At 65.0% G+C, this 24,141-nt stretch carries 23 protein-coding genes, 1 tRNA gene and 1 pseudogene; 13 read left to right on the forward strand and 12 right to left on the reverse strand.

Features of this window, described 5'->3' with window-relative positions:
* Positions 1 to 12 precede the first annotated feature (12 nt).
* Complete coding sequence (locus tag GEV01_RS24410) at positions 13 to 675, forward strand: uracil-DNA glycosylase (protein ID WP_152808055.1); 663 nt, start codon at positions 13 to 15, stop codon at positions 673 to 675.
* Here the strand turns inward: GEV01_RS24410 and GEV01_RS24415 are convergent, their stop codons facing one another.
* The 5 genes from GEV01_RS24415 to GEV01_RS24435 all read right to left on the reverse strand — a co-directional run bounded on the left by GEV01_RS24415 (position 676) and on the right by GEV01_RS24435 (position 6,924).
* Positions 676 to 1,797: a HupE/UreJ family protein gene (locus tag GEV01_RS24415; RefSeq protein ID WP_152808056.1), complete on the reverse strand. Its 1,122-nt coding sequence runs from the start codon at positions 1,795 to 1,797 to the stop codon at positions 676 to 678.
* The gene (locus tag GEV01_RS24420; RefSeq protein WP_152808057.1) at positions 1,794 to 2,969 is read right to left on the reverse strand and encodes a tetratricopeptide repeat protein; all 1,176 of its coding nucleotides are present in this window, start codon (positions 2,967 to 2,969) and stop codon (positions 1,794 to 1,796) included. The genes GEV01_RS24415 and GEV01_RS24420 overlap by 4 nt, the downstream gene beginning before the upstream one ends.
* A gap of 59 nt (positions 2,970 to 3,028) precedes the next feature.
* A complete protein-coding gene (locus tag GEV01_RS24425) occupies positions 3,029 to 3,271 on the reverse strand; it encodes a hypothetical protein (protein WP_152808058.1) in 243 nt (80 codons plus the stop codon).
* Entirely contained in the window at positions 3,268 to 4,794 is a 1,527-nt protein-coding gene (locus tag GEV01_RS24430; protein WP_152808059.1) for a DUF4331 domain-containing protein, read from the reverse strand. Before GEV01_RS24430 ends, GEV01_RS24425 begins: the two co-directional genes overlap by 4 nt.
* Positions 4,795 to 4,902: 108 nt before the next feature.
* A complete protein-coding gene (locus GEV01_RS24435; protein WP_152808060.1) occupies positions 4,903 to 6,924 on the reverse strand; it encodes a TonB-dependent receptor in 2,022 nt (673 codons plus the stop codon).
* 146 nt (positions 6,925 to 7,070) lie between these two features.
* Between GEV01_RS24435 and GEV01_RS24440 the strand changes: the two genes are divergently transcribed.
* The 5 genes and pseudogenes from GEV01_RS24440 (at position 7,071) to GEV01_RS24455 (ending at position 10,193) form a co-directional block, all read left to right on the forward strand.
* The gene (locus GEV01_RS24440) at positions 7,071 to 7,658 is read left to right on the forward strand and encodes a sigma-70 family RNA polymerase sigma factor (RefSeq protein ID WP_328595612.1); all 588 of its coding nucleotides are present in this window, start codon (positions 7,071 to 7,073) and stop codon (positions 7,656 to 7,658) included.
* The gene (locus tag GEV01_RS24445) at positions 7,655 to 8,359 is read left to right on the forward strand and encodes an anti-sigma factor (protein ID WP_328595613.1); all 705 of its coding nucleotides are present in this window, start codon (positions 7,655 to 7,657) and stop codon (positions 8,357 to 8,359) included. Before GEV01_RS24440 ends, GEV01_RS24445 begins: the two co-directional genes overlap by 4 nt.
* 60 nt (positions 8,360 to 8,419) lie before the next feature.
* Positions 8,420 to 8,842: a PaaI family thioesterase gene (locus GEV01_RS24450; RefSeq protein WP_152808062.1), complete on the forward strand. Its 423-nt coding sequence runs from the start codon at positions 8,420 to 8,422 to the stop codon at positions 8,840 to 8,842.
* 49 nt (positions 8,843 to 8,891) lie between these two features.
* Positions 8,892 to 9,338, forward strand: a pseudogene (locus tag GEV01_RS31355) (group I truncated hemoglobin); the annotation flags it as partial.
* On the forward strand, positions 9,336 to 10,193 hold the full coding sequence (locus GEV01_RS24455; RefSeq protein ID WP_152808334.1) for a DUF3034 family protein: 858 nt from the start codon (positions 9,336 to 9,338) through the stop codon (positions 10,191 to 10,193). The pseudogene GEV01_RS31355 and the gene GEV01_RS24455, both read left to right, overlap by 3 nt.
* On the opposite strand, the gene GEV01_RS24460 is transcribed toward GEV01_RS24455, so the two are convergent.
* The 5 genes from GEV01_RS24460 to GEV01_RS24480 are packed head-to-tail and all read right to left on the reverse strand — an operon-like array spanning position 10,190 to position 13,817.
* A complete protein-coding gene (locus GEV01_RS24460) occupies positions 10,190 to 10,708 on the reverse strand; it encodes a peroxiredoxin family protein (protein WP_152808063.1) in 519 nt (172 codons plus the stop codon). The genes GEV01_RS24455 and GEV01_RS24460 overlap by 4 nt on opposite strands.
* A 50-nt stretch (positions 10,709 to 10,758) precedes the next feature.
* Positions 10,759 to 11,409, reverse strand: a complete 651-nt coding sequence (locus GEV01_RS24465) for a BON domain-containing protein (RefSeq protein WP_008443193.1) — start codon at positions 11,407 to 11,409, stop codon at positions 10,759 to 10,761.
* Positions 11,402 to 11,998 carry a phosphoheptose isomerase gene (locus GEV01_RS24470; protein ID WP_008443191.1) on the reverse strand — a complete coding sequence of 199 codons (597 nt, stop codon included), beginning with the start codon at positions 11,996 to 11,998 and terminating at the stop codon, positions 11,402 to 11,404. The genes GEV01_RS24465 and GEV01_RS24470 overlap by 8 nt, the downstream gene beginning before the upstream one ends.
* A gap of 57 nt (positions 11,999 to 12,055) precedes the next feature.
* A complete protein-coding gene (locus tag GEV01_RS24475; protein ID WP_152808064.1) occupies positions 12,056 to 12,406 on the reverse strand; it encodes a YraN family protein in 351 nt (116 codons plus the stop codon).
* A gap of 7 nt (positions 12,407 to 12,413) precedes the next feature.
* Positions 12,414 to 13,817 (reverse strand): penicillin-binding protein activator, encoded by a 1,404-nt coding sequence (locus GEV01_RS24480; RefSeq protein ID WP_152808065.1) that lies wholly within the window; start codon positions 13,815 to 13,817, stop codon positions 12,414 to 12,416.
* 10 nt (positions 13,818 to 13,827) lie between these two features.
* Here GEV01_RS24480 and rsmI point away from each other — a divergent pair, with 10 nt between their 5' ends.
* Positions 13,828 to 14,736, forward strand: coding sequence for a 16S rRNA (cytidine(1402)-2'-O)-methyltransferase (gene rsmI, locus GEV01_RS24485; protein ID WP_008443181.1), 909 nt, complete (start codon positions 13,828 to 13,830; stop codon positions 14,734 to 14,736).
* On the opposite strand, the gene GEV01_RS24490 is transcribed toward rsmI, so the two are convergent.
* Positions 14,737 to 15,387, reverse strand: a complete 651-nt coding sequence (locus tag GEV01_RS24490) for a hypothetical protein (RefSeq protein ID WP_152808066.1) — start codon at positions 15,385 to 15,387, stop codon at positions 14,737 to 14,739.
* A gap of 123 nt (positions 15,388 to 15,510) precedes the next feature.
* Between GEV01_RS24490 and GEV01_RS24495 the strand changes: the two genes are divergently transcribed.
* From GEV01_RS24495 to GEV01_RS24520, 6 genes are all read left to right on the forward strand, one after another.
* Positions 15,511 to 15,587: transfer RNA gene (locus GEV01_RS24495), tRNA-Pro, on the forward strand.
* A gap of 113 nt (positions 15,588 to 15,700) precedes the next feature.
* Positions 15,701 to 16,174 (forward strand): MarR family winged helix-turn-helix transcriptional regulator, encoded by a 474-nt coding sequence (locus GEV01_RS24500; protein ID WP_152808067.1) that lies wholly within the window; start codon positions 15,701 to 15,703, stop codon positions 16,172 to 16,174.
* Between the two features lie 11 nt (positions 16,175 to 16,185).
* On the forward strand, positions 16,186 to 17,031 hold the full coding sequence (locus tag GEV01_RS24505) for a CPBP family intramembrane glutamic endopeptidase (protein WP_152808068.1): 846 nt from the start codon (positions 16,186 to 16,188) through the stop codon (positions 17,029 to 17,031).
* Complete coding sequence (locus GEV01_RS24510) at positions 17,028 to 17,759, forward strand: hypothetical protein (RefSeq protein WP_152808070.1); 732 nt, start codon at positions 17,028 to 17,030, stop codon at positions 17,757 to 17,759. Before GEV01_RS24505 ends, GEV01_RS24510 begins: the two co-directional genes overlap by 4 nt.
* 341 nt (positions 17,760 to 18,100) lie before the next feature.
* Positions 18,101 to 20,875: a TonB-dependent receptor gene (locus GEV01_RS24515; RefSeq protein ID WP_152808072.1), complete on the forward strand. Its 2,775-nt coding sequence runs from the start codon at positions 18,101 to 18,103 to the stop codon at positions 20,873 to 20,875.
* Positions 20,876 to 23,227 carry a beta-galactosidase gene (locus GEV01_RS24520; RefSeq protein ID WP_152808074.1) on the forward strand — a complete coding sequence of 784 codons (2,352 nt, stop codon included), beginning with the start codon at positions 20,876 to 20,878 and terminating at the stop codon, positions 23,225 to 23,227.
* Between the two features lie 2 nt (positions 23,228 to 23,229).
* On the opposite strand, the gene GEV01_RS24525 is transcribed toward GEV01_RS24520, so the two are convergent.
* The gene (locus GEV01_RS24525) at positions 23,230 to 24,141 is read right to left on the reverse strand and encodes a hydroxymethylglutaryl-CoA lyase (protein ID WP_152808076.1); all 912 of its coding nucleotides are present in this window, start codon (positions 24,139 to 24,141) and stop codon (positions 23,230 to 23,232) included.

The following is a 24,141-nucleotide window of genomic DNA, read 5'->3' on the forward strand; positions in this document are numbered from 1 at the left end:
CAAGGAGGATGAATGAGTGTTCGCATCGAGGCTTCCTGGAAGGCGCGGTTGGAGCAGGAGTTTGAACAGCCTTATTGGGAAAGCCTCACTTCCTTCGTGCGGGCGGAGTATGCGGCGTATCAGTGCTGCCCGGCCGGCAAGAACATTTTCAGGGCCTTCGATCTGACGCCGTTCGATGACGTCAAAGTCGTCATCCTCGGCCAGGATCCGTATCACACGCCCGGCGCGGCGATGGGCTTTTGCTTCTCGGTCCCGGAAGGCAACCGCCCGCAACCGAGCCTGCAAAACATCTTCCAGGAACTGCACAACGACCTCGGCATCGACCACCGCCAGACCGATTTGACGGACTGGGCACAGCAAGGCGTGTTCCTGCTGAACAGCGTGCTCACCGTGCGCGCCCGCGAGGCCGGCTCGCACGCCCAGAAAGGCTGGGAGACCTTCACCGACAGCGCCATCCGCCATCTGTCCGAGCAGCGCGAACGGCTGGTGTTCATCCTGTGGGGCAGCTACGCGATTTCAAAGAAAGCCTTTATCGACGGGCGAAAACACCTGGTCATCACCTCGCCGCATCCATCGCCGTTCTCCGCTCACAAGGGCTTCTTCGGCAGCAAACCATTTTCGCGCGCGAACGACTACCTCACCGCCAACGGGCAAACGCCGATCCAGTGGGCCTGATCAAGCGCCGATCAGTTTCAGGTCGAATGCGCGTTCGACCAGCCACACCACCGCCACCAGCGCAATCGCCACCGAGCCGCCCGTCAACAGCCTGCGGTAGAACCACGTGCCGCGCAACGCGAACGCCAGCGGCAGGAAGGCGGCGACAATGCACAACTGCCCGATCTCCACGCCCAGGTTGAAGCCGAATAGACTCGTCAGCAAAGCCCCCTGCGGCAAGCCCAGGTCGATCAACACGCTGGCGAAGCCGAAGCCGTGGATCAGCCCAAACACAAACGCCGCCAACGGCCGCCGACCCCGGAACAGCGGGTAGACATTGTTCAACGCCGCCAGCACCACCGAGGCCGCAATCGCCGACTCCACCCAGCGCGACGGCAGCGCAATCAAGGACAGGCTCGCCAGCGTTAACGTCAGCGAATGCGCCAGCGTGAACGCCGTCACCACTTTCAGCACATCGATGAAGGACTCGCGCAGGCTGGCCGACGGCGTGCCGCGCGCGCCCAGCATCACCGCCGGCAGTAGCAGCGATAGCAGGAACAGGATATGGTCGTAGCCGATCCAGATGTGCCATACGCCGTCCTTCACGTACGCGCCGAACTGCTGCAATCGGTCCGGCGACGATAGCGACAAACTCTGACGCGCATGCGCAGGATCGAAAATCGCTGTCGACGTCACCCCGTCATGCACCAGTCGCAGCAAGCCTTTGTGCTGCGGATCGAGATCGGCGAACAGCCGGTAGTTGACGGTCAGCGAAGCCAGCGGGCTTGGGCACGTGACGTGGAAACGCAGCACGCTGTAGGCGCCGTCGGTGTGGTCGTCGATCAGTTGTTCGTCGGTGTCGATCAGGCAGGCGCCCTTGTCGGTGGCGATGCTCAGGCGTTCCAGCGCGTAGGCGGCAATCGCTGCATGCCGGGCGCGGATCTCGTCCCAGGTCAGCTTGCCGTCGCCGTCCTGATCGAGGCCGATGGCGAAATCCAGGTCGCGCAGCGCGATGTCCCACTGGCCGGCGATGCGCTCGCCCTGCACCTCCAGCGACAGGTAACTGTCACTCGGCTTGTGCGCCTGGGCCGGCAGCACCGCGCCACATAACAGCGCGAAGAATAAGAGCAGGCGTCCCATCATGTCCCCGTTTGCAGTTGACGGACCAGGCGCGTTGCGGCCACGTCCTCGGTGTGATGCAGCGCGATCCAGTCCAGCACCGGCTTGGCGGCGCCCGCATCGCGTGCCTGCGCTGCCGATTCCAGATAGATGCGGATGTCAGCCGGTTCTTTTTGCACCGCCCAGTTCTTGCGGGCCAGCGCCAGTGCGCCGGCCGGATCGTGGCGCAGCATCAGCTCAAAGCGCGCCTGTTCGCGCTGGTGCACGGTGTCGCCGCGCTGGGCGGCGGCGTCGAAGCGGGCCGCCAGTTCCTTCACGTCTTCCGCCAGCGCCTTGCGGGCGTTGCCCTGCTGCTGCAAGGCCAATGCACGGCGCAGCAGCAGCGCGTCGATGCGCGTCTGGTCTTTCAACAGCGCGACGACTTCGCCGGCGCGCCGCTGCTCCAGCAGGAAATCGGCGTAGGCGCCCAGCAGATAACTGTCGCGCGGGTTCAGGGCCTGGCCGCGTTTGTAGCGTGCCTCGGCGATGTCCGCCGCGCCGCGCCGTTGAGCCATTTCCGCCAGCAGCGTCAAGGCCCATACCTGCAGCCCGGCTGGCGCGTTGCTGCTGCGTTCCAGCGTCAGGTCCAGCAGCTGTTCGCTTTTCAGCGAGCGTCCCGTCATCGTGCCCACGTTGGCGATGCAGGTGATGGTGATCAGTTCTATCGACATCGTGGACAGATGCGCGCAGCTGGCGGTGGCGCCAGCGTAGTCGCCCTGCACGGTTTGTACGGTGGCTTGCGTCAGCCAGGCCTGCGCGTTGGCCGGATCGGCCGCCAGTACGGCCTTCAGGTCTGCCATCGCCGGTTCGAACTGGTGGGTACTTTGCAGCAGCGTAGCGCGCAGCAGGCGCACCGGCGCCGGTGGCGATGTCAGCCACCACCACGGCGTCAGCGCCGCTTGCGCATAACCGAGGTAGCGTGGATCGGTTTCGCTGCGGGCCAGCGTGATGTAGCGCGTGGCCAGGGTGGTGGCCAGCGTCAGGTCGTTGGGACGGGCGTTCAACTCGCTGCGCATGCGGCGCAGTTCCTGCTGCACGGGATCGCCGCGACGCGGCAGAGTCTCGATCACTTGCGCGCCGCTGGCGGGAATATAGGGCGCCGCCTGGATCGCGGTGGCGGCAGCCAGCAGCAGCAAGGCGTAAATCGGCTTCTTCATATCGACCTCAAACGGAAAAACGGGCGGATGCACTCGCATCCGCCCTTGTGCTGCAAGGCTTACTTGTACGCGACCGGTTCCGTATCTTCCGGCGCGGTGGCGGCGACGGTGTCCGTCGCCATGGGTTCGGCGGAGCTTTCGCTGCCGTCGCCGATGAACGCCAGCACGGCTGAATAGAACGCATCGAGCGTCACCACCGGTGGAGGTGGCGGCGGCGGTGTCGCCGGCGTGTGGTCTTCATAACTGGTGCTGCCCCCGCATGCGCTGAGCACCAGCAGCGCTATCAGGCCGAGGTACTTCATGGCTTGCTCCGGCCGGACGTGATGCCCGAGGTTTGCGGCGAACCGGCGATCGGCGTCTTCAGGTACGGGAAGGCGGCGGTGAAGTAGCTGTCGTCCAGATAGGCGCCGTCGGTGAAGTGCAGGCCGCCGGCCGGTGCGTCGGCTGGAGCGCAGCCCAGGTTCAGCGTGCACAGTTTGCCCATCACCACGCGCAGTGCGATGTCGACCACGTCGTCGCCGGGACGGCGGCCATTCGGGAAGCCGGCATTGTCGCCGCCGATCACGCCCAGGCGGTTCTGCGCGCCCATCGCGACGGCTGGCGTCGAGGTGTTCAGGCGCAGCATCTCGGAAGCGACCACGGTGGCCGGCTGGTTCAGGCCCTTGACGCCGGTGAGGAAGGCCGCCACCAGGTCGTTGCGCGGGAAGTTGGTGGGCGCCTTGGCGCCGGCGCTGCCGTACAGGATTTCAATCAGCGCAGGCAGCGTTGGATTGGTGACGTAAGTCGCGAACTGCGCGTCGCCGGAAGGCTTGCTGCTGTTGAAGGTGTCCTTGTCCTTCAGGCCGATGACGACCTCGTTCACCAGTGGCATGCCGAGGCGCGATACCTGTGTCCATGCGCCGCCCTCTTTCGATGCGGTGCTGGTGTTTGGCGTCGGGTTCAGAAGGCGGGCCTGGCGCACGCTGGCGGTGGTCCAGCCGCCGATGACGGGATCGCTGCTGCCGGCGGCGGTCAGGCAGGAGGCGGCGACTTCGATTTCAATCGACGTCACGTTCTTGTCGGCCAGGTCGTCCTTGGCGGCCTTCTCGGCGTTGGCGCTGAACTCCGTCGCCGGCGCCTTGATGTTGACCAGGTCGAAGGTCTCGCCGAGGTTGACCACGAACGGATCCTTGCGCTGGCCGACGAACATCCGCGCAGGCGTGCTGCAACCGGGGATGTTGACGTTGTAGACGTGCGCCGCGGCATAGGCCGCATAGTTAGGAATCGACTTGTTGCCGATGTTATCGAGCGGTTTGTCGAAGGTGCTGGTGCCGTCGGCCGCGTTGGTGACGGCGGCCTTGGTGCCGGTGCGGCGGTCGCCGCGCACCACGTTGACGGTGTAGGTCTCGCGCACATTGGCGCCGGCCGCGTTCGGGCCTGCGATGGCACCGCCGTTGATCACCAGCGGTATCGATACCTGCTTGCCGCCGACGGTCAGCTTGCTGTCCTTGTTGGTGTTAGTGAAGCGGAACTGGAAGGTCAGGTCTTCCTTGGCGTCGCCGTTGTTATCGATGTGGATCTCGTACAGCGCGTTCGGGTCCATGGCGAAGTAGTTCGGACCGCCGTAGGCATCCTGCAGCGGGATGTAGTTGGCGATCAGCGTGACGAAGTTGGCGCGGCCGCTTTCGTAGCTGCGGAACATGTAGAAGTCGGTGCCGTCGACTTTGGGACTCTGCGTGACGAACGGTGCTTCGCGGTGGCTGGACGCCATGGCCGCCGGTGCGAATGCGCTGGCGATGGCGCCGATGACGGCCGCGCGCATTGCGTGTTTGACGATGGTTTGCATCTTGTGTTCTCCCCTCTAGGTTGATCTGGCAGGTACTGCACGGTGATATACGCTGCGCGATTCAAATCGGATTCAGGTTCGCCAATATTTATGTTTTAAAAATTCGTTTTAAAAATTCCGGTTCAGCGTCAGCCGCAGCGTGCGCGGTTCGACGGGATGGAAGTGCACGCCGTTGACGCCCTGCGCCGGCTCACCCGGCAGGCGCGAGGCGTAGTAGTAGTCGATATCGCTGGCGCGGCGGTTGAACAGGTTGAAGCCGTCCAGCGTCAGCCTGGTCTTGCGGTCCAGCTGCCAGGCGATGCGACCATAGGCCAGCGTGGTCGCGGCAGAACGCACGCTGTTGTCCTCGATGAGTGGACGAGGGCCGAAGTAGCGCAGCTCGAAGCCGCCGCACCAGCGGCCGATATCCTTGACCGTCACGCCGAACGAGGCCACCTTGTCCAGCGCCTCCGGCACGTGGTTGCCGGCCGGGTCGTCGCGGCGATAGCGCGCGTGCGATGCCGACAGGTCCAGATCGAACAGCAGCCACGGCGCGGCGATATAGTGATTGCTCCATTCGACGCCACGGCGGCGGCTGGGGCGGCTCGCCTCGGTGTCGCCGCTGTCGCCGGCGAACACCAGTTCGGAATCGATATCCAGCGTCCATAGCGACAGTGAGCTTTGCAGGCCGGGCAGCCATGCGCCGCGCACGCCCAGTTCCGCGCCGCGCGTGCCCACCAGCGGCGTGGCCGGATCGGCGGCCTTGAGCACGCCGCGTGCGTCGTTGCTGTGGAAGCCGGCGCCGTAGTTGACGAAGTACTCGGTGCTGCGCCACGGCCCGAAGATCAGCGACAGCTTGGGCGAGGTCTTGTGCGCCTGCGTGCTCGCGCCGTTGACGTTGAAGCGATAGGCGTCATGGCGCAAGCCGGCGATGCTGCGGAAGGATGGTGACCAGTAGCTGGTGTTCTCCCAATACAGGCCGGCGCTGGCTTCGTTGACGCGGTCTTCGCTGACGGTGGCGATGCGCTGGCGCGCGACCGTGTGGTACAGGCCGAGCGGCGCGATGTGGTCGTAGCGCGTCTGCACGCCGAACTTGTTGCGCATGTCGATGCCGGCAAACTGGCTGACCCACGTCTGGCTCGCATTGAAGCCGACCATCGTGCGGCGCTCGCTTTGCTGGAACTGGTCGCCGTTGACCGGGTCGTTGAGCAGGTAGGTGAAGTCGCTGTACAGGTCCAGGCTGGAGCGCACCAGATAGGCCGACGCTTCGGCGAGGCTGCCCTCGCCGCGGCTGTGCATGGCCCACGCCAGGCTGGTGCGCGAGGTGTCGCCGCCGTCGCTGGGATTGGCGCTGCCGTAGCGGTCGAAGCGGCCGTCGTCCACCGCGCGCTGTGGCAGCTGGTCGGTGGCGTTCCAGCGGTTGCGGTAGGCCATGGCGGTGACGCTGTAGCCGTCCTGCGCGTCGCCCCGCGTGTAGCGCAGCGTGGCGCTGGCTTTGCGCACCTGCTCCGGCGTCTGCCACGGGCCGTTGTTGCGGCTCAGCTCCAGGCCGTACAGCAGCGTACCGCCGGCCGCCGCGAACGAGTCGGCCAGCACGCCGCGCTGGTAGCCGTAGCTGCCCAAGGTCAGGTTGGCGCTGCCTTGCGCCAGGCGGTCGGCCAGCCGGATGTGCGCCGCGCCGGCCGAAGAGAAATCGCCTTCGTCGGCGTAGTAGCTGCCCTTCTTGTAGTCGATGCGCTGCACCAGTTCCGGGATCAGGAAGTTCAGGTCCGAGTAGCCCTGGCCGTGGGCGTTGCTGCGCAGGTTGACCGGCATGGCGTCGACATAGGTGGCGAAGTCGGTGCCGTGGTCGAGGTTGAAGCCGCGCAGGAAGTACTGGTTGGCCTTGCCGTCGCCGCTGTGCTGGGTGACGATCATGCCGGGCACGAACTCCAGCAGCTCGCCGGTGCGCAGCGCCGGACGGCTGGCGATCAGCGCCGACGTCACCGTGCCCTGGCTGGCGGCGTCCGAGGTGCCGAGCGCGTTGTCGTAATGTGCCAACACGACCACGCGGTTGGACGGCGCATCGTTGGCGCCTGGTTCGGCCTCGGCCGCACCGGCGCAGCCCGCGATGGCGGCGGCGATCAGCCCGGCGATGCTGCGTTCGATCATGGTATTGCCCTCGCAGTGCGTTATCGATGGGGCATGTACGCGAGGATGGGGCGATCGGATTCAAAATATATTTGTGTTCGCGCGTACGCGGGATATGGTATTTTTCTCACGCTTGCCCATTTCCTCCACTTCCCCCAAGGCCCGCAGTGTCCGACGCGAATATTCTCGATCCCCAGCAGTTGCGCACCTGGCTGCACGGCGCGGCCAAGCGCGATGCTGTCGCATTTCGTTCACTCTACGATGCAACCTCAGCGAAACTGTTTGGCTTCGCGCTGCGTATATTGATCAAGCGCGAACTTGCCGAAGAGGTGCTGCAAGAGAGTTTCGTCGCGATCTGGAATAACGCCGGCAGCTATCAGAGTCATTTGGCCGCACCGATGACCTGGATGACCACCATCGTCCGCAACAAGGCCTTCGACCTGCTGCGCCGTAGCGACGCCACCACCGAAATCGACGGGGAACAGTTTGACAGCGAGGTTATCAATGCACTGCACGATCCCGGAGCCACGCCCATCGAGGCACTCGAAATGAGCCGCGATGCCAAGGCGCTGGCCTATTGCATGTCCGCGCTGGAAGGGCTGCACCGGCAGGTGCTCGGCCTGGCCTTTTTCCATGACCTGTCGCACAGCGAAGTGGCGCAGCAGATGGCGCTGCCGATCGGCACCGTCAAGACCTGGATACGTCGGAGCCTGGAAAAACTGAAGACGTGCCTGGCCAAGGGAGAACGCGCGTGAACCTCCGCGACAACGCCCCGCTGCGCGAAAAGCTGGCAGCCGAATACGTGCTGGGCACGTTGAAGGGCGGCGCGCGCCGCCGCTTCGAAGGCTATCTGCACAACGACGCGGCGCTGCGCCGCATCGTCGTCGAATGGCAGGACCGGTTGACGCCGCTGGCCGAGTTCTCGACCGCGCAGGCGCCGCGCAAGCAGGTGTGGCGCGGCATCGAGCGCCGCCTGAACCTGCCGAGCGCCTATGCGGCCTGGCAGTTCTGGCGCAACGAGTCGGTGACGTTCTGGCGTTCGCTGGGCGTGGCGTCGAGCGCCGTCGCGGCCTTGCTGGTGGTCGTTGTGGCCACGCGCACGCTGGAGGCGCCACAGCTCGACTACATCGCCACGCTGGCCGACGACAAGGCTCAGACCGCGCTGGTGCTGACCGGCGACAGCCGCCATCAGGCGATGACGGTGCGCGTGGTTGGTGCGGCGGCGGTGCCGGGCGATAAATCGCTGGAGCTGTGGGCGGTGCCGAAGTCGGGCAACCCGCGTTCGCTGGGCCTGGTGGGCGATCATGGGGAGGTCAGGCTGGCGATGACCAGCAAGGCCATCGGCGACGACGTGGCGCTGCTGGCGGTCACGCTGGAACCGAAGGGCGGCTCGCCGGATCCGAAAGGGCCGACCGGGCCGATACTGTACAAAGGCAGCTGGGTCCGTGTGATGTAGGGTGAAAGTTGCTATCATCGCTGGCGTCGGGCGCAAGCCCCCTTCTCGCGAAAGACTGTCATGGACGCCAGCAAATTCAACCCCGAATATTTTAACGAGTTCGGCAAAGGCACCTTGCCCGATCACCTGGGCATCGTCATCACCGGCGTGGCCGAAGGCGAGATCGTGGCCGAGTTCGCGGTCACGCCGCGCCACCTGGCGCCGAACGGCTTCCTGCACGCCGGCAGCGTGGTCACACTGGCCGATACCGCCTGCGGCTACGCCTGTTTCTCGCACCTGCCGGAAGGCGCGAACAGTTTTACCACGATCGAGTTGAAGTCCAACCACCTGGGCACGGCGCGCGATGGCGTGGTGGTGGCGACCGCGAAGGTGGTGCACCTGGGCCGCACCACGCAGGTGTGGGACGCCATTGTCACCAACAAGGCGACTGGTAAAACGATAGCGTTGTTCCGCTGCACACAGATGGTTTTGTATCCGAAATAACTGCTAAATTGTAGCCGGGCATGGACCCCATTCATAAGGATACGACATGATGAAATTCTCCAGAACGGCTGCACTCGGCCTGCTGTTGGCCTCCTCGCTGGCCACGGCGCAAACTCCCTACACCGACGACTCCACCTATCGCGGGCTGGGCGGCAAGGAAGGCATCAAGAAAATCGTCGATACCTTTGTTCCCATGCTGCTGGCCGATCCGCGCATCAAGGAAAGCTTCGCCGACTTCGACATGGTGCAGCTCAACGTGCGGTTGCAGGAGCAGTTCTGCGAGTTTGCCGGCGGTCCGTGCAAGTACACCGGCAAATACCGCGACAAGACGATGGACGGCGTCGGTACCGTGCGCGACATGGCCACCGTGCACCAGGATTTGAAGATCACCAACGCCATGTTCAACGCGCTGGCGGAAGACTTGCAGATCGCGATGGAGCAGAATAATGTGCCCAGCAGCGTATCGAACAAGCTGATCGCGAAGCTGGCGCCGATGCAGCGCGCCATCGTGACCACCACGGTCGCGCAGACCAAGCCGGACTTGGGCAAGTTCCTCGCCACCGGCGGCGTCAGCCAGGTGGAGGGCGCGGGCGGCGGCGGCATCACGCCATGGGCGCTGATCAGCGGCTACGGCACGCGCGACAGCTGGAGTGCGAACGCGCACTACACCTACATCGACACCCAGGACTACAAGCTCAACAGCTACGGCGTGGCGGTGGGCATCGCCGACCGGCTGGAGATTTCGCTGGCCAAGCAGGAGTTCAAGGGCAGCCTGGCGCCGTTGAACCTGCTGAACATCAAGCAGGATATCCTGGGCCTGAAGCTGAAGGTGGCGGGCGATGCCGTCTACGAGCAGGACAACTGGATGCCGCAGGTGGCGATTGGCGTGCTGTACAAGCGCAACAAGGGCATAGGCGGGCTGGGCGCGCTGGGCGTGACCAATGTGACGCAACTGGGCGCCAAGGACGACCATGGCTACGACTACTATGTGGCGGCCACCAAGATTTTGTTCGAGCAGAGCCTGCTGCTGAACGGCACGCTGCGGGCGACCCGCGCCAACCAGATGGGGATATTGGGATTCGGCGGGGACAAGGGCGACAGCCAGCGGCTGATGCCGGAAGTGTCGGCGGCCTACCTGGTCAACCGCAAGCTGGCGGTGGGCGCCGAGTACCGGCGCAAGCCGCACAACCTGGGCGTGGACAACGAGAAGGCGTATTACGATGCCTTCGTTGCCTGGTTCCCGAGCAAGAACTTTTCAGTGACGGCCGCGTATGCGGAACTGGGCGACATCACCATCTTCAATCCGAAGAAGCAGCACGGCTTGTACCTGTCGCTGCAGGCCGGCTTCTAGCCGTGCAGCGATTCTTCCAGCAGCTTGTGCAGGGCGGCGAAATCGGGTTCGCCCAGGTAGCGCTTGAGGATCTTGCCGTCCTTGCCGATCACGAAGGTGGTCGGCGTCATCGCCACGTTGCCGTAGGCTTTGGCGGCTGAGCCGTCGGCATCCAGCGCCACCTTGAACGGCAGCTGGCGCGTTTCAGCATAGTTCAGCACGTAGTTGGGCGGGTCGTAGTTCATCGCCACGGCGACGAACTCCAGGCCCTGGCCCTTGAACTTGTTGTAGGTGTCGACCATCTTCGGCATCTCGGCCACGCAGGTGGTGCACGAGGTGGCCCAGAAATTGACCATCACCACCTTGCCGCGCAGGCTGGCCGGCGAAATCTTTTCGCCCTTGATGCTGACGAAGGTGACGTCCGGCGCGCTCTGGCGCTGGTTCAGCGTCAGGTAGCCGCCCAGGCCGATGGCGCCGATCAACACGGCGGCCACGACCGGCTTGACCCAGCCGGGGGAGGATTTGGTCTCTTGCATGATAAGCCCAGACATCGAGGAAGGTGAGGCCATTATAGACCTCCCCGGAATTACGAGTTGCCGGCCGGCTTGCTAGGCTGGTAGCTCTTCCACTCTTCTTCGGTGATGTACTCGAACACCTTGACCACCTTGTTCACGCCGCTGACGCCGCGCGCCACGTCGGCGCCGATCTGGCCTTCGCGCTGGGTCACGCGGCCCTGCAGGTAGACCACGCCGCGCTCCGTCACCACCTGGTAGGAGTTGGCCGAGATATCCTTCATGTCGACCAGGCTGGCCTTGACCTTGGTGGTGATCAGCGCATCGTTGGAACGCGAGGTGTAGCTCGACGGTCCGGCGATTTCCAGCTCGTTGATGACCGAGAGCACGCCCTCGATGCCGCGCAGTTCGCGCTCGGCGGCGGCCTTCATGGCCTCGTCGCGCACTTCGCCGGTCAGCAGGGCGCGGCGGTTGAAACTGTTGATGTTGGTGTGACCCGCATCGCCGATGACGTTGTTGAGCTTGATGCCGCCCTTGACTTCGATCGCCCGGTCTTCCGTCTGCGCACCCAGGGTGCGGCGGTCGGTGGCGGCCAGCGTTCCGGAAATGGCTCCGCCCGCGACCAGCGCTACGCAGCCCGACAGCGACGCCAGCATGGCGCCGCACAGCACGCTCATGGCCAGCGGCCGTTGTACTTTTTTCCAGATATCGCCGGGATTACTCATTCACATCTCCTCCGAATAGCGCGACGTCGATGCCGTCGCAAATGCAGTGTATGGTCACCAGATGGACTTCCTGGATGCGGGCAGTACGGTCGGCCGGCACGCAGATATGCACGTCGGCGTCGGTCAACATTTTGCCGATGGCGCCGCCGCCCTTGCCGGTCATGGCCACCACGCGCATTTCGCGCTCCAGCGCCGCTTCGATCGCCGCCATCACGTTGGCCGAGTTGCCCGAGGTCGAGAACGCCAGCAGGATGTCGCCGGCCTGGCCGAAGGCCTGCACCTGCTTGGAGAAGATCTCGCGGTAGCTGTAGTCGTTGGCCACCGCCGTCAGGATCGACGTATCGGTGGTCAGCGCCATCGCCGGCAGCGGGAAACGCTCGCGCTCGAAGCGCCCGACCAGCTCGGCCGCGAAGTGCTGGGCGTCGGCGGCGGAACCGCCATTGCCGCACACCAGAATCTTGTTTCCGTTGGACAACGCCGAGAACATCAGCTCGATCGCTTGCGCGATGTGCGGAGCGAGGACGGTGGCGGATTGGATTTTGAGTTCGGCACTTTCGTGGAAGTGCGAGAGTATGCGTTGATTATTCATAGTGTGCTGATTATAGTGCAGCCGCTCAACGAGCCGGACAAGCGCTGTTAAAAATGCTTACATTTCGAGTGTGTTTTGTATCCATGACAACTTTTCACCGTCGATGGCGACCAGGTCGAAGCGGCATGGCGGCAGGCTGGGGTAGCGTAGCAGATAGAACTGGGCGGCGTGGATCAGGCGCCGCTGCTTGGCCGGGGTGACGCTGGCTGCGGCCCCGCCGTAGCGGCTGCCCGCCCGGCGCCGCACTTCGACGAACACCAGGTGGGCGCCATGTTGCATGATCAGGTCGATTTCGCCCGCCTTGCAGAGGAAGTTGCGCTCGACCAGCACCAGGCCGTGCAGCAGCAAATGGGCCAGGGCGCGGTCTTCGCCGAGACGGCCCAGGCGCTGTTGCTCGGTCTGCGGCATGGCGGCCTCACGGCGTGACCGGCTGCGGCACGCCGTTCTTCACCACCGCCGATTGCTCGACCCGCTCGAAACTGGCGGCGCCCTGGCCGAAATCGATGGTCAGCCGGCCGGTCACGCCGTCCAGGTGGAAGCGGCCGACCGGATGGCGGGCGATCTCCCGCGCCACGCGGTAGGCGTCGATGCCCAGCGCGTACAGGCGTTCGAGGTCGGCGCTGCCGGGCTGCGGCGGATGCGGGTAGACCATCACCGCCGGGTGGTCGCGCTGGATTTGCCATGGCAGGTCCAGCAGGCGCACGCCGTCGAGCTCCTGGGTCGGGCTGTTGTTGCCGCTGCCGGCGTTCAGCGCCGAGGTGCCGTAGACCGGCAGTCCGCGCAGCGGCCCGGCCGGCGCCGGGGCCGGTGGCGGCGGCAGCGCGTCGGCGGTGCTGAAGATGGGGTTGGCCGGCTCGCTGTTGAAATTGTCGCCGAGGGCGGCGCGCAGCTGGCGGGTCTGGTCCGCGCCCATGGCGGAGAATAGCAGGCCGGGCAGGTCGTCGCGCAGGCGGGCGCGCAGTTGCACCAGTTCCGGATCGCTGAGGTAGCCGTCCGGCGCGCTCAGCTCGACCAGCTTGACCGGCAGGCCGTGGCGCTGCCACTGGGCGGCGAAGGCGGCCGCCACGCGGCGCTGCCATGGCGTGCTGGTGCTCAACACCATGGCCGTGCTGCCCGGATGGGCGGCGGCGGCCCACTGGGCGGCCTGGCGGGCTTCTTCTTCGATGGACAGGCCCATCGCCAGCATGGACGGCGGCAGTGGCGTCGCGCCGGGCAGGCCGTGGCCTTCGGGATAGTTGAGCGCGATGGTCGGCTTTTGCGTCAGCGGACTGGCAGCGATGGCTGCCACGGCGGAGCGCGCCAGCGGGCCGATGATGATGTCGTCCTGCTGCTGGGCGCGGGCGTAGCTGGCCAGCACGTCCTGCGGTACGTCGCCGGTTTCGATCACGGTGACGGCGATGTTGTCGCGGTCGCGCTCCCAGGCCGCCAGGAATCCGGCCCGCACCGACGACGCGGCTTGGCCCAGAGCCTCGGAGCGCAGCGGCAGCAGCAGCGTCATGCGGATCGGGGCGTTGGATGGCTGGGCGGCCTCGTCGGCAGCGCGGGTCCGGCCCGGATCGGCGCTGGCGGTCGGGCCGGCTCCGGCTGCGGCAGGCGCGGCGGCGGCCATGCCCGGCAGCGTGACGGCGAAGGTTTCCGCCGGCGGCGGTGTCGGTTCCGGGGGTGGTTTGGGCAGCGGCGCGGGCCGGGCCGGCGGCGCCGCACTTGTATTTGATGAGCCGGGCGCGCACAATCCTCCGGGCGCGTTGCAGAAAGGCGTGCTGCACGCACTGACCAGTGCCGCGACCGCACACAGCAGCGACAACCTCACACTATTCATCCTACCCCCAATGACCGCACAAGAATCCAGCTCCATCGCCACCCTGCCCGTGATGGGCGAAATGGCGCACCAGACCTATCCTAGCGCAACCTTGTACGTCGTGGCGACCCCGATCGGCAATGTGACGGATATTAGCCTGCGGGCGCTGCACGTCTTGAGCCTGGTCAATGCCGTGGCCTGCGAGGACACCCGCAACACCGCCCAGCTGATGACCCGCTTCGGCCTGCACAAGCCGCTGATCGCCGCCCACCAGCACAACGAGCGCGAAGTGGCGGACACGCTGATCGCCCGCCTGCAGGCCGGCGAGCGCATCGCGCTGGTGTCGGACGCCGGCACGCCGGCCGTGTCCGATCCGGGCGCGCGCATCGTCGATGCGGTGCGGGCGGCCGGCCTGCGCGTGCTGCCGCTGCCGGGCGCGTCGGCGGCGGTGACGGCCTTGTCGGCCAGCGGACTGGTGAACGATCAGTTTTACTTCGTCGGCTTCCTGCCGGCCAAGGCCAAGCAGCGCGAGAATTTCCTCGGCACGCTGCGCGCGGTGACGGCCACCATGGTGTTCTACGAAGCGCCGCACCGCATCCTCGATTGCGCCACGGCGCTGGCGGCGGTGTTCGAGCCGGAGCGCCAGGTGGTGTTCGCGCGCGAGCTGACCAAGATGTTCGAGGAAATCCACCGCTGCCCGCTGTCCGAGGCGGAAGCCTGGATCCGCGCCGATGCGCATCGCGAGAAGGGTGAGTTCGTCGTGCTGCTGGCCGGCGCCCCGGCCGCCGAGGACGAGCAGGATGTGGAAGCGGAGCGCATCCTCAAGATCCTGCTGACCGAGTGCTCGGTCAAGCAGGCCGCCAACCTGGCGGCGCAGATCACCGGCCGCAAGAAGAACGCGCTGTACGACCGCGCCTTGCAGCTCAAGGGCGAAGAATAGTCAGAACTTGCAGCCGCTGTCCTTCTTGTCCAGCAGCCAGAACAGCGGAGTCAACAGGTTGCCGCCTTCCTTCAGGCAGCTTGGCCGGGCGGCGCCCTTGATGTCGCGCGTCAGCTTGCTATCCCGCTGCTCCGGATAGAGCGGATGGTCTTCCAGCTGCGCCACCGGCAGGCCGGCGCGGGCCGGGTCCTTGGCGTTGGCTTCTTTGCGGGCCGTTTTCAGCGCCGCGTCCATGTCGAATTTCTTCGGTTGCAGCTCGGGGTGCAGCGGATCGGGCGCCGTGCCGGCCGGCGGCAGCGTGATCGCCTGGGCGGCGGTGGGCGCCGGTGTTGGCTCGGCTGCGGCCGCGATGACGGCTTTCGGCGGGCTGGCGCGCTCGGCCACCTGGGGGCGTTCTTTCTTGCGCGGTTGGACAGGCTCCGGTTTTTGCGGCGGCGGTTCCACTTTGGCGACGATGGGCTTGGGCGGTGCGGGCGGCTGTAGCCAGACCGTCATGGCCTTGGCCGGGCGCGGCTCGTCTGGCGCGCTGGGGGCCGCCAGCCGCCAGCCGAAGATCAGCGCCGCATGCAGCACCAGCGAGACGGCGATGCCCGCGACTATCCCCGGCCGGCGCATAGTCGCAGGCTGGACTTGGGTGAGGATCGCGCTCATGGTTGTTTAGATAAGGTCTGCACACCGCCATAATCTCACATTGAAAAAAAATCGCCATGGTACATACTGATTTCATAGTGACACTTGACGGATACTGGAGCAGCTTGTATTATCTTGCTTCTTCGGAGTGTGGCGCAGCCCGGTAGCGCACCTGGTTTGGGACCAGGGGGTCCAAGGTTCGAATCCTTGTACTCCGACCAGATTCAAGAAAAAAGACTCAAGAGCTCAGGCTCTTGGGTCTTTTTTTTATCCCGAACCCATTTTTTTTGAAAATATATATAAGCGCTTATATAAATAGTGCTACCATCGCTTCATGAAACAAGGACTCGGAACCCAACTACGACACCTGATCGAACTGCTGGACGGCGCGGTTCAACAGGCCTATACGGATGCAGGCCTGGACTACCGGCCCCGCTACACGCCGGTGATGCGCGCCCTGGCGCAGCAGCACAGCGCGACCATCGGCCAGCTTGCCGAGGTGGCCGGCATCACCCAGCCGGCGGTGACGCAGACGGTGGCGCTGATGAAAAAGGAAGGCCTGCTGCTGGTCGAGGCCAGCGGCGCGGACGGCCGCCAGCGCGTAGTACGCCTGAGCAGCCAGGGCGAGGTGCTGCTGCCCCGCCTGCAGGAATGCTGGCAAGCCACCAAGCGCGCGGCCGACAGCTTGGATGCGGACCTGGACTTCCCCTTGTCCGAATGCCTGGCGCAAGCCATCGCCGTGCTGGAGCAGCGCTCCTTCGGCGACCGCATCCGCGCCGCACACAGCAAAACAAAAGCTACCCTTTGAGGACAGAGACGATGGAAAACACGCTGAGCATGGCAAGCACCAAACCCTCCCTGGCATCGCGCCTGATGGCCCATCCGCTGATCCGCATCGTGCTCGGCCTCGTGCTGACCTTTGCCGCCGTGCCGCTGACGATGATCGTCGCCTCGCAACTGGTAGCCAAGCCCTACCGCATCGTCTGGCCGCAGCTGCTGGCGGCGGTGCTGGTGTGGTTCGGCTATCGCTTCTACCTGCGCCGCGTCGAAAAGCGGCAGCCGACCGAGCTGGCCACGTCCGGCATGGCGCGCGAACTGGGCGCCGGCCTGCTGCTCGGCGGCGGACTGGTGGCGCTGACCTTTGCGCTGCTGGGCGCGCTGGGCGTCTACCGCTTCGACGGCATCAATCCCTTCAGCGTCATGATGCTGGTGCCGCTGGCCGAGCTGGCGCTGGTCGGCCTGGCCGAGGAGGCGATGTTCCGCGGCGTGATCTTCGGCGTCACCGAACGTTCGCTGGGCAGCAAGGCCGCCATCGTGATCTCGTCGCTGGTGTTCGGCCTGGGCCACTTGCCGAACGAAGGCGTGTCCTTCCTCGCGGTCGGCGTGATCACCGTCTACGGCGTGCTGCAGGCCGCGCTCTACATGAAGACGCGCCGCCTGTGGGTTTGCATCGGCTCGCACGTGGCCTGGAACTACTGCGTCAGCACCGTGTTCTCGGCGACCGTCTCCGGCCACGCCGCCACGGACGGCCTGCTGCGCGGCGAGTTGGTGGGCAATACGCTGCTGACCGGCGGCGTATTCGGCGTCGAAGGCTCCCTGATCCCGCTGCTGCTGATCACGGCCGCCGCCCTGTACTGCCTGCGCAACGTCTTCCGCCGCGCATGATCATGCGATGCGTGCCGCTGGCCGGCTGGCTGCTGTTGCAAGGGCTGCTGATGAATCCCGCGTGCGCCGAGGATGGTCCTGCGGCGGTAGTCGTCAGCACCAGCAAAGACCCGGACTGGAAAACCTACCGCGCCTTCAACGCCGGACTGGACGTCTTCGACCAGCAGCACAGCATGGCGCCCGCCGCGTCGCTGCGCTTCGTGCTGCTGCCCAAGGCGGCCGGCGCCTCGCTCAAGGACATCAAGCTGCGCGTCGCCGGCGATGACATGAGCATTCCGCTGGCGGTCGCGGACGATGGCACCTTCGCCGTGCCGCGCAGCGAGGCGGCCCTCAAGGAGGATGCCGAGCTGATGCTCAACCGCAGACCAGGCACCTTCCGCTGGCGTCCGGACGTGCACACGCCCGGCGTGCCGCAGAATGCGCGCCGCCTGGGCGACCTGCGGCTGGAGTGCGCGGTGCGCTGGGCGGTTGAGCAATACGAGCTGCCCTATCTGTTCCGCAAGATGCTCAACGCGGCTGGCCAGCCCTGCGTGACGGCACGGATCAAGGTCGACAATATCGCCCCGCGTCCCATCGCCGCGATGTACCTCAGCCTGAACGGCCGCCGCACCCAGCTGCCGGCCAGCCTGCTGGAAGACGGCGGCAAAGTGTACCTGGCGCCGGTCCACGACCAGGACTGGCCGGACGACGCCTTGCTGGAATTCGAGTTCATCCAGCCGCCCGGCTAAGCAACGAGCTATACGAATTGATCATAGTTCCAGTTGAATACGCAATTGGTTGGCCATCCACTTCTTGCGTACCATGGTTTTCAGCGCGGTGTAAAACGCGCAATAAAAACTATGGAGATACCATGCAACAGACTACGTTCAACTGGCCCACGGCCAGCGTGTGCGCCATGACTTCGCAACTGGCCACGTCCCCACAGCAAGCGGCCATGTCCGGCCCGGAGCGCAGCAGCTCCTGTTAGTTCGCCCCAGCGGCGATCGCCTGTTCCCGCAACATTAGAGCTTAGCGCCGTCCCGGGCAGGCAGGCGTACGTCCGTCCAAAAATCAAAAATACGGAGACACAATGAAAACGAATCAACCTGCTTTGCGTAGAACGGCCATCGCCGCCGTGATTGCCGAAATGCTGATGATGAGCGGCGCCTATGCGCAAACGTCCAGCGAAGCCAAGCCTATCGATACCGGGGCGACCGTCGTCGTCAGCGGCATCCGCGCCTCGCTGTCCTCGTCGCTGACCACCAAGCGCATACAGGACGGCGTGGTGGACGCGGTGTCGGCCGAAGACGCCGGCAAGTTCCCGGACACGAATATCGCCGAATCGCTGCAGCGCGTCACCGGCGTGCAAATCCAGCGCAACAACGGCGAAGGACGCTATATCTCGGTGCGCGGCCTGGGGCCGGAGTTCAACAATGTGCTGGTCAACGGCCGCACCATGACCAGCGACACCGGCGGCCGCGAATTCTCCTTCGACCTGCTGTCCTCCGACCTGATCTCGAAGGCGCTGGTCTACAAGACTTCCCAGGCCTTCCTGCCGGAGGGCGGCATCGGCTCGACGGTGGATATCCAGACCGCGCGGCCGCTGTCGGGAAAACTGGGCCACAGCTCGGTGGTCAATGTCTCGGACTCCTACGATACCAACTCCAAGAAGAACACGCCCAACATCAGCGGCATGTACTCGTTCGCCAATGAAAACCGGACCCTGGGCGTGACCGGATCGCTGTCCTACACCGACCGCGCTTCCAAGCAGAACAAGGCCGTCAACGACGCCTGGAACTACCGCGATGTGTCCATGATCAACGGCGACCTCAACTCCAAAGGGTTGACGATGGCCGACGTGACCACCAAAAAGCTTTACATGCCGCAGAGCTACGGCTTCCAGCAGGAGAACGAAAGCCGCAAGCGCCTGGTCGGCAATCTGACGGTGCAATACAACCCGTCGCCGACCTGGAAACTGACGGCGGACGCGCTGTACTCGCGCCTCGATCAAAAGAATGACGTGATCGCGTTCTCCGATTGGAACAATCCCCAACAGCTCGGCGTCAAGTATGACTCCAACAACCAAGTCACCAGCTTCCTGCGGCCCGGTTCGATCTTTTACGCCAATAACCCGGCGCTGGCCGGCAGCGGCAAGCTGCTGGGCGAAGCCAATTCGAACGACATGATCGTCAAGGGCGGCGATCGCCTGTCCACCACGCAGGCGTTCGGCCTGAACTCAAAATGGGCCGTGGCGCCGGAGTTGAAACTGGAAGGCGATATCTCCAGCTCGCGCACCACTTCCAAGTCGCCGAATATGTGGATCGTGGCCGGCATGGTGCCCAAGAATGGCGACACGCTGACCTTCGGCGCCACCCCCGGCCTGGTGTTCGGCGACGGCATCGCCGATCCGACCGCGGTGCGCGCGCACGCCGTATCGTATGGCGACATCCGCAATCTCGACGATCTGCAGGAAGGACGTTTCAGCCTGGCCTGGAATCACGAGATGGGCTATTTCAAGGGCATCGATAGCGGCGTGGCCTACTCGCAGCGCAACGTCGAGCGGACCCAGTGGAATAACGACGCCTGGAATGCCTTCAGCGGCTACCACGTTGCCCTGCCATCGTCGCTGTTCACCGTGACGCCGATGGATAACTTCATGGGCAATGGCGCACAGATTCCAAGCGCCTATCTCCGCTTCAATCCGTATGAGTACATGAACTACCTGAACCAGCCTTCCCTGCTGGCGCAGTCCAACGACCCGGCCCTGTACCTGGACAAGACCAAGTACCCGAACGGCCCGATGGCGATCGACTACACCAAGCCGGATATGTGGGGCGTGAAGGAAAAAGTATCGAGCTTCTTCCTCGACTCCAAATGGGAAGGCGCTGGCTGGTCGGCCAATGCCGGTATGCGCGTGGTGCATGTGAACTCGGCGTCGACCGGCATCAGCCGCGTGCTGCTGTCGGCGACGAAGAGCCCCAACGATACGACCTACATCCTGAACTGGGGGCCGACCGCCGTCAACACCGTCACCAACAGCTACAACAGCTTCCTGCCATCGGCCAATCTGAAGTTCGACCTGACGTCCGACATGCTGCTGCGTTTGGCCGCATCGAAGACCGAGACCCGTCCTACCTTGAACCAGATGGGCGTCAGCAATTCCTACGGCGGCCGTTATGGCGATGTGCAGACCGGCGGCGGCAATCCCTACCTGAAGCCTATGCAGTCGAAGAACTACGACCTGTCGTATGAATGGTATCTGTCGAAGACCAACTACGTCAGCCTCGCCGTCTTCCGCAAGGACGTCTCCAACTTCCTGGAGACCAAGATGGTGGATATGAAAATCCCGCAGTACACTGAAGTGGTGCACGACACCCGCGTGCGCAACGGCCAGCAAGGCAAGATCAAGGGCGTGGAACTGGCGGGCCAGTATGCCTTCGACAACGGCATCTCCTGGCTGAAGGGATTCGGCGTCGCCGCCAACTACACCTACGTGGATGCCAGCGCGACCCGCGATTCCGACAGCGGAGCGCCTGCCTGCGGCTATCCCGGCTTGTCGCCGCAGTCGTACAACGGCTCGGTGTTCTACGAGAATGACAAGTTCATGGCGCGGGTGAGCTACAACTGGCGTAACCACTTCTCCGTCGACTGCGGCGGCGGCAGCACCCTGCCGCGCACCCGCGCAGCCTACGGCCAGAGCGACGCCAGCCTGCGCTACAACATCACGCCGAAGATGGCCCTGTACGCGGACTTTATTAACCTGAACAACGCACGGATGCGCGAATATGCCAACAACGAAACGCAGTTCCTTACCCTCGAAGATGTCGGCCGCCGCGCCAACGTTGGCCTGCGGGTGGCGTTCTAAATGATGCGTGCGAACCTGCCCCGCCGCCGCCTGCTGCAAGGCGCCGCTGCCGCCCTGCTGCCGCTGCAAGCCGTCGCCCAGGTCGGAGCGTCGCCGCGCTTCGCAGTCGGCTCGCATGATTTTCTGTTGGACGGCAAACCGCTGCAGATACGCTGCGGCGAGATGCACTTCGCCCGCGTGCCGCGCGAGTACTGGCCGCACCGCCTGAAGGCCATCAAGGCCATGGGCCTGAATACGGTATGCGCCTACCTGTTCTGGAATTACCACGAATGGCGCGAAGGGAAGTTCGACTGGAGCGGCCAGCGCGACGCCGTCGAGTTCTGCCGCCTGGCGCAGCAGGAGGGGCTGTGGGTGATCCTGCGCCCCGGGCCATATGCCTGCGCCGAGTGGGAGATGGGCGGCCTGCCATGGTGGCTGCTCAACAAGCACCCGGGCGACGCCTTCCTGCGCACACGCGATCCGGCCTTCGTCGATCCGGCGCGGCGCTACCTGCGCGAAGTGGGCCGGGTGCTCGGGCCGATGCAGGTCACGCAGGGCGGTCCTATCCTGATGGTGCAGGTGGAAAACGAGTACGGTTTCTTCGGCGAAGACCTGGAGTACATGCGCACGATGCGCCAGGCCTTGCTCGACGCGCGCTTCGACGTGCCGCTATTCCAGTGCAACCCGACCAACGCGGTGGCGAAGACCCACTTGCCCGGCATGCTGACGGTGGCTAACTTCGGCAGCGATCCGGCCGGCGGCTTCAAGGCGCTGGCGGCGGTGCAGCAGGCGCCGTTGATGTGCGGCGAATACTACTCGGGCTGGTTCGACACCTGGGGCAATCCGCACCGCCGTGGCGACAACACGAGCGCCGTTGTCGACATCCAGGCCATGCTCAAGGCGAATGGTTCGTTTAGCCTTTACATGGCCCACGGCGGCACCACCTTCGGCCTGTGGGGCGGCTGCGACCGTCCCTTCCGGCCGGACACCACCAGCTACGATTACGACGCGCCGATCAGCGAGGCGGGATGGGTGGGCGCAAAGTTCAACGCCTACCGCGAAGGCATGCGGCCGTTCCTGGCGGCGGGCGAAGTGCTGCCCGAGCCGCCGGCGCGCAATCCGGTCATGCGCATCGACGCGTTCGCGCTGAGCGAATCGGCGCCGGTGCTGGCCAATCTGCCGCCGCGCACGATCAAGGCACGGACGCCGGCGCCGATCGAACAGTACGACATTAGCCGCGGCCTGGTGGCCTATCGCGTGCAGCTGCCGGCCGGGCCGGCGGGCTTGCTGGCAGCCGCCAAGGTGCGCGATCTGGCCTGGGTCTACATCGACGGCAAGCAAGTGGGCACGATGGATACGCGCCATCGGCGCTTCTCGGTTGCGGTTCCGGCGCGCAGCAAGGCGGTGACGGTGGAGATCCTGCTGTACACCATCGCCCGCGTGAATTTCGGCGTGGAGGTGCACGACCGTAAGGGCCTGCACGGTCCTGTGACGTTCACGGCCAAGGGCGGTGCGGCGCAGGCGTTGGAGAACTGGGAGATACGCGCCATCGACTTCGACGCCGACGGCACGCTGCCGCCGCTGGCCTTCAAGCGCGGGCGGGCCAAGGGTCCGGCCTTCTGGCGCGGCGGCTTCGAGGCGGGCAAGCAGGCCGACACCTTCCTCGACATGTCCAGCTGGGGACAGGGCATCGTGTGGATCAATGGCCGCTGCCTCGGGCGCTACTGGAGCATCGGGCCGACGCAGACCATGTATCTGCCCGGCCCATGGATCAACAAGGGCCGCAACGAAATCGTGGTGCTGGACCTGACCGGCCCGCGAAGCGCGCGCATCGCCGGACTGACCGAGCCGATACTCGACCAGCTCAATCCCGAGCTGGATCTGGCGCGTCCCGCCAGCACGGTCAAGCCGGCGCTGGAAGGCGTCGCACCGGCGCACACGGGCGAATTCGCCGCCGGTGGCGCGACGCAGGATGTGCTGTTCGCCGCGCCGGTGAAGGGCCGCCAGTTCTGCCTGGAGTCGTTGAACGCTTTCGATGGCAAGCAGTACGCTGCGGTGGCGGAGATTTCGTTGTTGGGCAAGGACGGCAAGACGATCAACCAGCAGTCGTGGACGATCGCCTATGCCAGCAGCGAGGAGTTGAAGAAGGAAGACGGTTCGGCGCTCAACGCCATCAACGGCCAGGCGTCGGATCACTGGCACACCGCGTTTTCGGGCGCGGCGGCCGGCCATCCGCATCAGCTGATCATCGACCTGGGGCAGCAAGTGGAAGTGGCGGGCGTGCGCTACACGCCGCGCCAGGGGCCCGACACCGTCACCGGGCGCATCAGGCAGTACCGCATGTACGTCGCGGACAAACTGGTCCGCGAATGAGGTCAGCCCGCGCGCTTGGCGGCGATGGCGTTGCCGGCGCGGCTGGCGCCTTTGCGGCCCAGGAACTGCGAGATGAACTGGCCGGCGTCGACCACGATATCGAGGTCGATGCCGGTTTCAATTCCCAGCCCCTGCATCATGTACAGCACGTCCTCGGTGGCCACGTTGCCGGTGGCGCCCTTGGCGTACGGGCAACCGCCCAGGCCCGACACCGACGAGTGATAAATCGCGATGCCCAGCTCCAGGCTGGCGTAGATGTTGGCCAGCGCCTGTCCATACGTGTCGTGGAAGTGGCCGGACAAACCGTCGATGCGGAAAGCGCGGATCGCCGTCTCCATCACCGCCTGCGTCTTGCGCGGCGTGGCCACGCCGATGGTGTCGGCGATGTCGATCTCGTCGCAGCCCAGGTCGCGCATGCGGCCCACCACGTCGGCCACCGCCTCCAGCGGCACTTCGCCCTGGTACGGGCAGCCGAACGAGCAGCTGATGCTGCCGCGCAGGCGCAGGCCGTTATCCTTGGCCGCTTTCGCCACGCCTTCAAAGCGCGCGATCGATTCGGCGATCGAGCAGTTGATGTTCTTCTGCGAGAACGCCTCCGAGGCCGAACCGAAGATCACCACTTCATCGGCTTGCGCGGCCAGCGCCGCTTCGAAGCCCTGCATGTTCGGCGTCAGCGCGGAGTAGATCACGCCCGGCTTGCGCGCAATCGCGGCCATCACCTCTTTGCTGGTCGCCATCTGCGGCACCCATTTCGGCGACACGAAGGACGCCGCTTCGATGTTCTGGAAACCGGCGCTGGTCAGGCGGTTCACCAGCTCGATCTTCACTTCGGCGGGAACGCTCTCTTTTTCATTTTGCAGGCCGTCGCGCGGGCCGACTTCGACGATCTTTACCTGTTTCGGCAAACTGTTCAT

The organism is Rugamonas rivuli, from assembly GCF_009380165.1.
GTDB lineage: Bacteria > Pseudomonadota > Gammaproteobacteria > Burkholderiales > Burkholderiaceae_D > Rugamonas > Rugamonas rivuli.

Excerpts from the sequence above, each read along its gene's own strand:
- GEV01_RS24410 (WP_152808055.1), top strand. The coding sequence starts at position 13 with ATGAGTGTTCGCATCGAGGCTTCCTGGAAGGCGCGGTTGGAGCAGGAG.
- GEV01_RS24415 (WP_152808056.1), bottom strand. The coding sequence starts at position 1,797 with ATGATGGGACGCCTGCTCTTATTCTTCGCGCTGTTATGTGGCGCGGTG.
- GEV01_RS24420 (WP_152808057.1), bottom strand. The coding sequence starts at position 2,969 with ATGAAGAAGCCGATTTACGCCTTGCTGCTGCTGGCTGCCGCCACCGCG.
- GEV01_RS24425 (WP_152808058.1), bottom strand. The coding sequence starts at position 3,271 with ATGAAGTACCTCGGCCTGATAGCGCTGCTGGTGCTCAGCGCATGCGGG.
- GEV01_RS24430 (WP_152808059.1), bottom strand. The coding sequence starts at position 4,794 with ATGCAAACCATCGTCAAACACGCAATGCGCGCGGCCGTCATCGGCGCC.
- GEV01_RS24435 (WP_152808060.1), bottom strand. The coding sequence starts at position 6,924 with ATGATCGAACGCAGCATCGCCGGGCTGATCGCCGCCGCCATCGCGGGC.
- GEV01_RS24450 (WP_152808062.1), top strand. The coding sequence starts at position 8,420 with ATGGACGCCAGCAAATTCAACCCCGAATATTTTAACGAGTTCGGCAAA.
- GEV01_RS24455 (WP_152808334.1), top strand. The coding sequence starts at position 9,336 with ATGCAGCGCGCCATCGTGACCACCACGGTCGCGCAGACCAAGCCGGAC.
- GEV01_RS24460 (WP_152808063.1), bottom strand. The coding sequence starts at position 10,708 with ATGCAAGAGACCAAATCCTCCCCCGGCTGGGTCAAGCCGGTCGTGGCC.
- GEV01_RS24465 (WP_008443193.1), bottom strand. The coding sequence starts at position 11,409 with ATGAGTAATCCCGGCGATATCTGGAAAAAAGTACAACGGCCGCTGGCC.
- GEV01_RS24470 (WP_008443191.1), bottom strand. The coding sequence starts at position 11,998 with ATGAATAATCAACGCATACTCTCGCACTTCCACGAAAGTGCCGAACTC.
- GEV01_RS24475 (WP_152808064.1), bottom strand. The coding sequence starts at position 12,406 with ATGCCGCAGACCGAGCAACAGCGCCTGGGCCGTCTCGGCGAAGACCGC.
- GEV01_RS24480 (WP_152808065.1), bottom strand. The coding sequence starts at position 13,817 with ATGAATAGTGTGAGGTTGTCGCTGCTGTGTGCGGTCGCGGCACTGGTC.
- rsmI (WP_008443181.1), top strand. The coding sequence starts at position 13,828 with ATGACCGCACAAGAATCCAGCTCCATCGCCACCCTGCCCGTGATGGGC.
- GEV01_RS24490 (WP_152808066.1), bottom strand. The coding sequence starts at position 15,387 with ATGAGCGCGATCCTCACCCAAGTCCAGCCTGCGACTATGCGCCGGCCG.
- GEV01_RS24500 (WP_152808067.1), top strand. The coding sequence starts at position 15,701 with ATGAAACAAGGACTCGGAACCCAACTACGACACCTGATCGAACTGCTG.
- GEV01_RS24505 (WP_152808068.1), top strand. The coding sequence starts at position 16,186 with ATGGAAAACACGCTGAGCATGGCAAGCACCAAACCCTCCCTGGCATCG.
- GEV01_RS24510 (WP_152808070.1), top strand. The coding sequence starts at position 17,028 with ATGATCATGCGATGCGTGCCGCTGGCCGGCTGGCTGCTGTTGCAAGGG.
- GEV01_RS24515 (WP_152808072.1), top strand. The coding sequence starts at position 18,101 with ATGAAAACGAATCAACCTGCTTTGCGTAGAACGGCCATCGCCGCCGTG.
- GEV01_RS24520 (WP_152808074.1), top strand. The coding sequence starts at position 20,876 with ATGATGCGTGCGAACCTGCCCCGCCGCCGCCTGCTGCAAGGCGCCGCT.
- GEV01_RS24525 (WP_152808076.1), bottom strand. The coding sequence starts at position 24,141 with ATGAACAGTTTGCCGAAACAGGTAAAGATCGTCGAAGTCGGCCCGCGC.